The organism is Mesorhizobium sp. M1A.F.Ca.ET.072.01.1.1 (assembly GCF_004023325.1).
Taxonomy (GTDB): domain Bacteria; phylum Pseudomonadota; class Alphaproteobacteria; order Rhizobiales; family Rhizobiaceae; genus Mesorhizobium.
The window spans coordinates 1-8,638 of the sequence record NZ_RZSF01000289.1 but is presented as its reverse complement, the minus strand read 5'-3'; the positions used below and the strand labels follow the sequence as shown (position 1 = coordinate 8,638).

Below are 8,638 nucleotides of genomic sequence, written 5' to 3'. Positions count from 1 at the left end.
GTGTAGCTCGCGACCGCGCCACGCTTGCCGATACGCGCGCCGTGCATGACGGCCTGCGGCGCGAGGCCGAAGCGCGCATGCGCCGGCTCGACGCGATCGGCAGCGAGCGCAAGAACTGGCTGGAGCGGGCCGAAAACGCCTCGACGCAGATCGCCGCGCTTGGCGAGCGCAAGGCTGAGGCCGAAGCTGAGCGCGAGCGGCTGGCCGACGCGCCCGACGAGATCGACGCCAAGCGCCGTGCGCTGTTGAGTCAGCTTTCCGAGGCCGAGGCGCTGCGCCAGGCCGCCGGCGATCGCCTGCAGGAAGCGGAGACCAAGCAGGCCGAGCTCGACAAGGCGGCGACCGCGGCGATCCAGTCGCTTGCCGAAGCGCGCGAGACCCGCGTCCGCGCCGAGGAGCGGCTGACCGCAGCCGACGAACGCCGCGCCGAGGTCGAGGCTCGCATCCAGGAAGCGTTGAACACGCCGCCGCATCTCGTCATCAAGCATACCGGGCTCGAAGCCGACGATCCGATGCCGGACATGGCCGAGGTCGAGCGCCAGCTCGATCGGCTGAAGCTCGAGCGCGAGCGGCTCGGGGCCGTCAATCTGCGCGCCGAGGAGGAACAGCGTGAGCTGTCGGACCGCCTGGAGATCATCGTTTCCGAGCGCGAGGACATCATTGAGGCGATCAGAAAACTGCGCCAAGCGATCCAGAACCTCAACCGCGAGGGCCGCGAGCGGCTGCTTTCGGCCTTCGAGGTGGTCAACGGCCATTTCCAGCGGCTGTTTGCACATCTCTTCGGCGGCGGCACGGCCGAATTGCAGCTGATCGAGTCGGAAGATCCGCTCGAAGCGGGGCTCGAAATTCTCGCCCGCCCGCCGGGCAAGAAGCCGCAGACCATGACGCTGCTCTCCGGCGGCGAGCAGGCGCTCACCGCCATGTCGCTGATCTTTGCCGTCTTCCTTACCAACCCGGCGCCGATCTGTGTCCTCGACGAGGTCGACGCCCCGCTCGACGACCACAATGTCGAGCGCTTCTGCAATCTGATGGACGAGATGTCGAAGACCACCGAGACGCGCTTCGTCATCATCACCCACAACCCGATCACCATGGCGCGCATGGACCGGCTGTTCGGCGTCACCATGGCCGAGCAGGGCGTCAGCCAGCTGGTCTCGGTCGACCTGCAGGCCGCTGAGGCGATGCGCGAGGCGAGTTGAGGGCGGCTTGGCGTCCGGAACCGACTGAGTTACCTCTCCGGTGCCGTGGCTGGCGCCGTGTAACGCCGGCGCACGGCCTCCAGCACGCGCTTGCGGCTCTCCTCGGGCGATAGGCTCTTGTCCTTCTCGGCCTCTGACGTCTCGCGGGCGAGTTCCTTGTCCCTGATCTGTTGGCGGAACCATTTGGAATAGTCGCCGGCGCGCAGGTGGTATTCCCAGGTCTTGTCGTCGATGCCTTCCGCCATTTGGGCGAAAATGATCAGATTGTGGGCTCTGAGGTTCATCGCCTTTTCCGGCCCCGTGAAATAGAAACTGCCGGCCTCGTCGAGCTCGCCTTCGGCATATTTGCGGCTGTGCCGCTTCAGCGATTGGTCGGGTTCGATCGCCTTGACCGTGAACGGCTTCTTGCCGTCCTGCGGCCGCCACAGCAGGACCCGGTCACCCTTCGGCGAAGGAATGCTCTTGGGCGCCTCCAGCCCGGCCTCCTTGCAGAAGGTCTTGATCACGCCCTTCGCCTTCGGACCGAGCGCGATGACCGCCGTCACCAGGCGCAGGACTCCGGTCGAAATCGCTTCCGGATGCACGGTGATCAGCACCGTGCCCGGCAGCTCGAGCGACAGCACCGCGCGCGTGTCCTCGCGGCGCCTGGGCAGAAGGTGATGCGCCTCGTCGATGATCAGCCAATGCGGCCTTGCCGTGCGGTAGCGGACGCTGCCGAGGCCTGGCAGCAATTCGGCGAAGAAGTCGGGCCGCTCGTCGACCTTCAGCGCCAGCCCGTTGACCACGATATTGGTGCCAGGCTTTTCGATCAGCTCCAGCAATTGCTCCTTGCTGGGTGTAGTCGAGCCATCACCTAGCGGAACGGCGCCCTCCAGTCCGTCATAGTCGCCCTCGGGATCGAAAATGCAGAACTGCAATCCCTGTTTGGCAAGCCGCTCGGTGAGCGCTGTGGCCAATGTCGACTTGCCGATACCGGAGCTTCCGGCGATCAGAACGGTCTCGACGGGCGACAGATAAACCTTCTTGCCGTTGGCAGTTCCCAGCAGGACGCCGCGCAAGCGCTTGCGAGCTATCAGATGATCCTGCTTTATCAGCTTGCCGATCAGTTCTTCGACACCCTTGCCGCGCGCCTCCCTGGTGACGAGGTCGGCGGTTTCCTTCACGGCGGGCAGTGCGTTGGCGACGGCGACGCTGCAACCCGAAGCCCTGAGGAAGGCGTGGTCGTTCTCGGCGTCGCCGATACCCACCACATTATGCGGCGACAATCTGAGGTCCTTGAGCGCAGCCGCCAGTCCGGTGGCCTTGTTGATGCCTGAGGGCAGGATCATCACCGCGCCCTTGTTGAAGATGATCTCCAGCTCAAGGCCGAGCTCCTTGATGACGTCGAGCACGGTGGCCTGGTGCGGCTCCCAGGTAGCAACGATCGAGCGGCCGACCGAGAGCGGCTTGACGTCGCGCTTCTTCAGTCTGTCGACGAAATCGGCGGAAGGCGAGGGCGAGATCGTTTGCTCTTCCTCGCTCGCCGGCGTGTAGATCAGCGCGCCGTTTTCGGCCACCACCTTGTCGAACAGCCCGACCTCCGGAAACACCTCCTTGAGATCGGGCAGTTCGCGGCCGGTGACCAGGATGAGCTTGCGGCCGGACTTCTTCAGCTTCTTCAGCGCCGACAGCGTGCTGGCGGTGACCAGTCCGTCATGCGCCAGCGTGCCGTCGTAGTCGGTGGCCAGTGCCATGAAATACATCGGGTGATCCTCTCCGCTGCCGGTCGCTCGGTCCGTCTGGAACAAACAACGTCTGTCGGCGGAAAAGGTTTAGGCCGGCGCTTTCGCCTCCCTGGCGCGAACCAGGCTTGGAGAAATGCAATTCATCGGAGAGAGAAGGTTGGCTGGGTTCTGGAAAGGCGGGGCGCTTCTGGTCTTTAGGTCCGTTTGGGGTCGGCGCGTTGCTCCTGTGCCCTCTTGCAGATCTCATCCAATTTTTTTCGGACCCGGTCGTTATCGAACAGCAGCTTGGCGCGTGAGAATCCTCTGCTACGAAGCTCCCATTCGATGGCAAGCCATCCTTCATAATCGCCAGATAACGCAAGTTTCCCGGCTTCGCGCCACATAAGCACGTCACGCTCTCGGGACACACCCTTTCTCCGTGCTTTTGCGCGAAGCATATAGGAGGTCGGGCCGATATTGTCGAGGGACCTGCCCCACCGCTCGCCGCGACCAGAGCACGGACTTCCACTTCATATTGAGACAGCGTGATGTCGAGCTGACGCAAATATCGGTCAGTTCATTGCCGGGCGCTCGACATCCCGGCGTGCGTTCTTGCCCCATAACTCACGGACGAATTTGATCGTCTCGCCAATCGTCCGGATTTCGATGATTTGCAACGATGGAACTCGTGCGCACAGTCTCCGCTCATGGACTGCTCCTGCGAGGCCGGTGGGTTTCGGAGGTGGCAAGGGGTCGAAAGCCGCGTTGAGACCACTGAAGAGAATCCGCGCTGAAATCGCCGCGCCACCCAATTCCCGCGAGAGATATATTGTTACATTTTGAGACACTTTTTTTAAATTTTGTGATTTGCTCCATACCGCTAACCTGGGCTCTTTTGGCCGCGAGCCATTCGGGCTTCAGGCATGTTGGGCAGAAAGGGTGGGGGTGTGAAAGGTCGCCAAGAATGGCCGATACGAATACCATTGTCTTGAGCGGTGACTACGGCTACCGCCAATATAAAGCATCCGGTCTCCCCGCCGACACCACTATCGATGCCAGCAAAGCCTCGTGGATTGTCGCCAATCAGGGAAGCTCCACCAACCTCTATCCCTTCGCGGTCGTCAACCCCGGCGACAACCTCGTGGCGTCGGGCGGCACGATCAACGGCACGGTCTCCCAAACCGGCGCCTGGGAGGACGTTTACGTCAACTCCGCCGCAGTCCGCGTGAATTCAGCCCACAGCTTTGTCATCGACGACTGGACGATCACCAAGCCCTGGGATGGCATCCGTGTCGGCGGCACTGGCACCTTCCTTATCGAGGATACCTATGTCGGCAACTCACGAGACGACGCGGTCGAGGACGACGACGTCATCGGCGGCACCATCCGGGATTCGCTGTTCGACCACGTGTTTTCCGGAGTGAGCCTTGGCGATGGTGACGTGGATGGGTCTGACAACTCGGTCACCATGGATGGCATGCTTCTAGGCATGGGAGAGTACCTTCGCAAAGGCGAGATGACCCACGGTTCGCCATTCAAACTCGACAAGGGCACAGGCGCTGCCGATATCGTGCCCAGCCTGCACTTTATCGACTGCGTGGTGGCGATCACCGACGTTAACCACAACGGCTTGGAACGGGTGCAGCGGGCTTGGGACAAGACGGTCGAGTCGCACGGCAATTACTATCTCAACCTCTCCGACACGCCGCTGCCGGCGGATTATCCAATGCCGCCCGCCGGCTGGACGGTCCTTCAGGGCCAGGCGGCCCGCGACTATTGGGCCCACGCCAAGGCAGCCTGGCACGCAGCCCATGACGGGACGGACCCGCTACCGTCATCTCCGACCGTGCCGACCGACCCGCTACCGTCATCTCCGACCCTGCCGACGGACCCGACCCACGGAACGACCGGGAACGATACATTTGTCGGCACTGCCGCGGCCGATACCTTTGATGGCCTGGCTGGCAACGACACATTGCGGGGCAAGGGTGGCAACGACGTGCTGACCGGTGGCGCGGGCCACGACACCTTTGTGTTTGACACCGCCTATGGCGCGGGCAATGTCGACACACTGACCGACTTCGACGCGGTAAACGACGCGCTCTATCTCGACAACGCCGTCTTCACCCAACTCGGCGCCGGTTCCTCGTCCAGCCCGACGCAGGTGAACTCGTCGTATTTCGAGTTGCGAGAACACGCCACCCATAGCAACGATCACCTGCTCTACAACCGGGCCACGGGCGTCTTGTCCTATGATCCCGACGGCTCGAAATCGGCCCCGCAGGTGGAAATCGCCCACCTGGAGCCCGGAGCGGCACTGACCTATCACGACGTATTCGTCGTTTGATCGTTCATGCGATCGGACCATGGCATGGCGAGGGGCGGGCGCGCCCCCCGCCGTGCCTGGTTCCGACGGTCACCGATCAGAAAGGCGGCGGACGCCGATCAAGTTGCCATAAACGTCGGCTGCATTGATCGCCGCGGATGCGCATGCGCCGGCCTTTGCAGTCGGCGCTGCCATCACCATCCAAACCGATCGGGCCGATGGCGGCGACACCATTATCGGCGGCCAGCTTACTGCGGCGGCGACGCTATTATTGGAAACATTTAGCAACTTGAGTTTCACGCCGCCTCGTTCGCAGACGTCATTTTCACTGCCAGCAAGCGATTAGCTGACTAAGGCAGTTTTGAGGTTTGGACGCTTCAATTCTCTGAGTGAGAATCAGACGCTTAGCGCCATCCTGGATTGGTGGTTCCTGGCGTCCCAGCCGAACTGGATGACCGGTGGATAACTTCCGATGAACGTAAGGCTAGGCTGTCAAAAGGTCGCAACCGATAGCGCGGCTGCTTGGCATGATATATAAACATTGTCTAAAATGATCCCTTAACCAAAAGAGACGATTTCGGGGATGCCCAGTTACACGAATAGAAGGGTGCTGTCGAAGAGCGTGGTCGAAATGGGCCTGTTCTCCGCGGTGATGAACACCCTGGTGCTAGTTCTGCCTCTCTACATGCTGCAGGTCTATGATCGGGTTTTGCCCGCCGCCAATTTGGACACGCTCACCTACCTAACATTGCTTGCGCTTTCGACGCTCTTGCTCTTCGGCGTGCTCGAAGTCGTGCGGGGTGTATACGCAAGCCGGCTCGCGGCGCGACTGGATGTCTCTTTGGGCACATCGTCTTTTCTCGCTGCAATGAGTGGCCCCCGCGCTGGCCTCGGCGATGTTCAAGCCTTGCGCGACTTGGCCACCCTGCGAGGCTTCATCGCTTCGAGGACCATTTTCTTTCTCTTCGACCTTCCTTTCGGGCCGATCTTCGTAGGCCTGCTCTATTTCATCCATCCGCTGCTCTTCCTCGTGACGGTCGTCGGGGCGGTTCTCATGGTCGCCATCGCCATGCTGAACCAGGTCGCGAGCTCGCGACCTGGCAAGGAGGCGGCGGAGAGTCTCAACGCCTCGATGAATTCGGCGCAGGCTTTCGCCCGAAACTTCGAAACCGTTCGCGCACTTGGCATGGTGTCCAACGCGATAGAATTCTGGGGCACCCGTTTTTCTGGCTCTCTACACGCCTCAGATGGGCTCGCTCGCATCAATTCGTTTTATGGCGGTGTATCGCGCACCACTCGTTCGACACTGCAGATCGCGATATTGGGGGCCGGCGCTTATCTGGTTCTCCACAACGAGATGACCGCCGGTATGATATTTGCGTCCTCGATGATTTCGGCGCGCGCTCTGCAACCTCTTGATCAGATCATTGGGAGTTGGCGGCAGATCATCGACGCCAATCTTGCCTGGAAGAGGCTTTCAGCTCTCCGGTCCGGGCTCGACAACCAGGAAAACGTAGCATTGCCGGCTCCTGAAGGAGCGCTAAGCGTGGAGCAAATAGTCTATCATCTTCCGGGCGCGGCCGACGGCTCGCTGCCGCTGATCAAGCGCTTGACCTTTGAGGTCGCCGCCGGCGAGACAGTCGCGATCGTGGGGCCGAGCCAGGCTGGAAAATCGACTCTGGCGCGCCTCATCGTCGGTGCGATCGCGCCCCGCTCGGGGGCGATCCGGATCGACGGCGGCGATATTCGGAACTGGGACCCGGAACAACTCGGCCGCCATATTGGTTACCTGCCGCAAGATGTGGAACTCTTCCCGGGAACCATCGCGCAAAATATCGCGCGGTTCGAACCGAATGCGCCCAGCGAGAAGTTGGTTCAAGCAGCCCAGCGGGCCCAAGTGCATGAGCTCATCCTGGGTCAGAGGGATGGCTACTCGACGCTGATCGGCCCGACCGGCGTTCGCCTTTCGGGTGGCGAGCGTCAACGCATCGGGCTTGCTCGGGCCTTCTACGGCGATCCCAAGGTGCTGGTTCTCGACGAGCCCAATGCAAATCTCGATTCCAACGGCGAAGCCGCGCTCGAGCGCGCGATTAGCGGGGCGCGTTCACGAAAAACGACCGTGCTTGTCATAACCCATCGGCCCTCTCTCGCTTCCAAATGCGATCGCGTATTGATGCTACGCAATGGCCAGGTCGAGATCTACGGTTTGACCAAGGGCGTGCTCGATAGACTTGTCGAGCGACGCGCCCAAGCGGGGTGGCCCGCAGCCTCTCAGTCGCGCGAAGGAGTGGTGCCTTTCCCCTCATCTGCTCGAGGCGAGATAAAGGTCGCTAATGACTAGCCAAGCCATCGGCGCCAGGACGTATAGCTGGCAGCGCAACGTCGACACACGCACAGATCGCATCACGCTCGCGGGGTATGCAAGCGTGTCCGTTTTCTTGCTTGGCTTCGTATTCTGGGGCGCAATGGCGCCGATTGCCGGAGCAACGATCGCGCCAGGAGTGATTGCAGCAGCTGGACAGAATGTCATGATCCAGCATCTCGAAGGTGGCGTGGTCAGCAGCGTCAAGGCCCGAGAGGGTGACAGAGTCTTACGAGGGCAGGCGCTGATCGTGCTCGATCCAACGGTGGCGCAGTCGCAGCTCAACCGAGTCCTCAAACAGTGGGTCGCACAAAAGGCCGAGATCGCGCGGCTCGAGGCAGAACGGGACGGCCTGGAGAAAATCGTCCTGCCCCGCGATTTAGGCGCCTACTCAGACGCGTCCGAATTCAGTGACGTCTTTGCAGAGCAAACCAAGGAGTTCCGGGCTCGGCTAGCGCGCTATGGCGCAGATCAGGAGATCCTTAGGGAACGGGTGGCAGCCCTTCGGGAAGCTGTTGCCGGCTTGAAAGCGCAAAAGGATGCTGCGGCAAACCAGCTCGCGATCGTCAATGCCGAGACGGAACGCAAAAAGCACTTGCTCGACAAGGGACTGACAAATCGTTCTGAATACACCGATCTTCTGCGTAGCACCGCCGAGTTGGTAGGTCAGGAGGGATCGCTGGAGGCGCAAATCGCCAGCGCGGCCACCCAGATCGTGGAAGCGCGCCAGCAGATTGAAAGACTAACAACCACCCGGGTCGAGGATGCCGTCACGGAATTGAACAAGGCCCGGGTAGAGGTGGCCGACCTTGAGGAACAAATCAACGCCGCTCGATCGGTCCTGGTCCGAACGACCATTCGTGCCCCGGCGGACGGCATCATCGTCCGCTCTCTCTACAATTCCGAAGGCAGCGTCATTCGTGCTGGCGAGCCTGCGATGGAGCTTCTGCCGACGAAGGAACTTATCGTCGAGGCAAAGATCAAGCCTGAAGACATCGATTCTATCCGAGTCGGCCAAGGCGCGAACATGATGTTCACAGCCCTGAAC

At 61.4% G+C, this 8,638-nt stretch carries 6 protein-coding genes; 5 read left to right on the top strand and 1 reads right to left on the bottom strand.

The genetic code is table 11. From position 1 onward, the window contains the following. A partial coding sequence (locus tag EOA32_RS28835; protein ID WP_145971375.1) for an AAA family ATPase occupies window positions 1-1,199 on the top strand: 1,199 nt, incomplete at its 5' end. Window positions 1,200-1,228: 29 nt separating this feature from the next. Here EOA32_RS28835 and EOA32_RS28830 read toward each other — a convergent pair. Then, on the bottom strand, window positions 1,229-2,941 hold the full coding sequence (locus EOA32_RS28830; RefSeq protein ID WP_128373526.1) for an HAD family hydrolase: 1,713 nt from the start codon (window positions 2,939-2,941) through the stop codon (window positions 1,229-1,231). 925 nt (window positions 2,942-3,866) lie between these two features. Here EOA32_RS28830 and EOA32_RS28825 point away from each other — a divergent pair. The 4 genes from EOA32_RS28825 to EOA32_RS28810 form a co-directional block, all read left to right on the top strand. Continuing rightward, complete coding sequence (locus EOA32_RS28825; RefSeq protein WP_095777969.1) at window positions 3,867-5,249, top strand: calcium-binding protein; 1,383 nt, start codon at window positions 3,867-3,869, stop codon at window positions 5,247-5,249. Window positions 5,250-5,373: 124 nt separating this feature from the next. After that, window positions 5,374-5,574: a hypothetical protein gene (locus EOA32_RS28820; RefSeq protein ID WP_128373525.1), complete on the top strand. Its 201-nt coding sequence runs from the start codon at window positions 5,374-5,376 to the stop codon at window positions 5,572-5,574. Window positions 5,575-5,835: 261 nt separating this feature from the next. Continuing rightward, a complete protein-coding gene (locus tag EOA32_RS28815; protein WP_179295117.1) occupies window positions 5,836-7,569 on the top strand; it encodes a type I secretion system permease/ATPase in 1,734 nt (577 codons plus the stop codon). Further along, a partial coding sequence (locus EOA32_RS28810) for an HlyD family type I secretion periplasmic adaptor subunit (RefSeq protein ID WP_128373524.1) occupies window positions 7,562-8,638 on the top strand: 1,077 nt, incomplete at its 3' end. The genes EOA32_RS28815 and EOA32_RS28810, both read left to right, overlap by 8 nt.

Bases quoted from the DNA above. Each gene is read 5' to 3' on its own strand.
- EOA32_RS28830 (WP_128373526.1), bottom strand. From the start codon at position 2,941: ATGTATTTCATGGCACTGGCCACCGACTACGACGGCACGCTGGCGCAT.
- EOA32_RS28825 (WP_095777969.1), top strand. From the start codon at position 3,867: ATGGCCGATACGAATACCATTGTCTTGAGCGGTGACTACGGCTACCGC.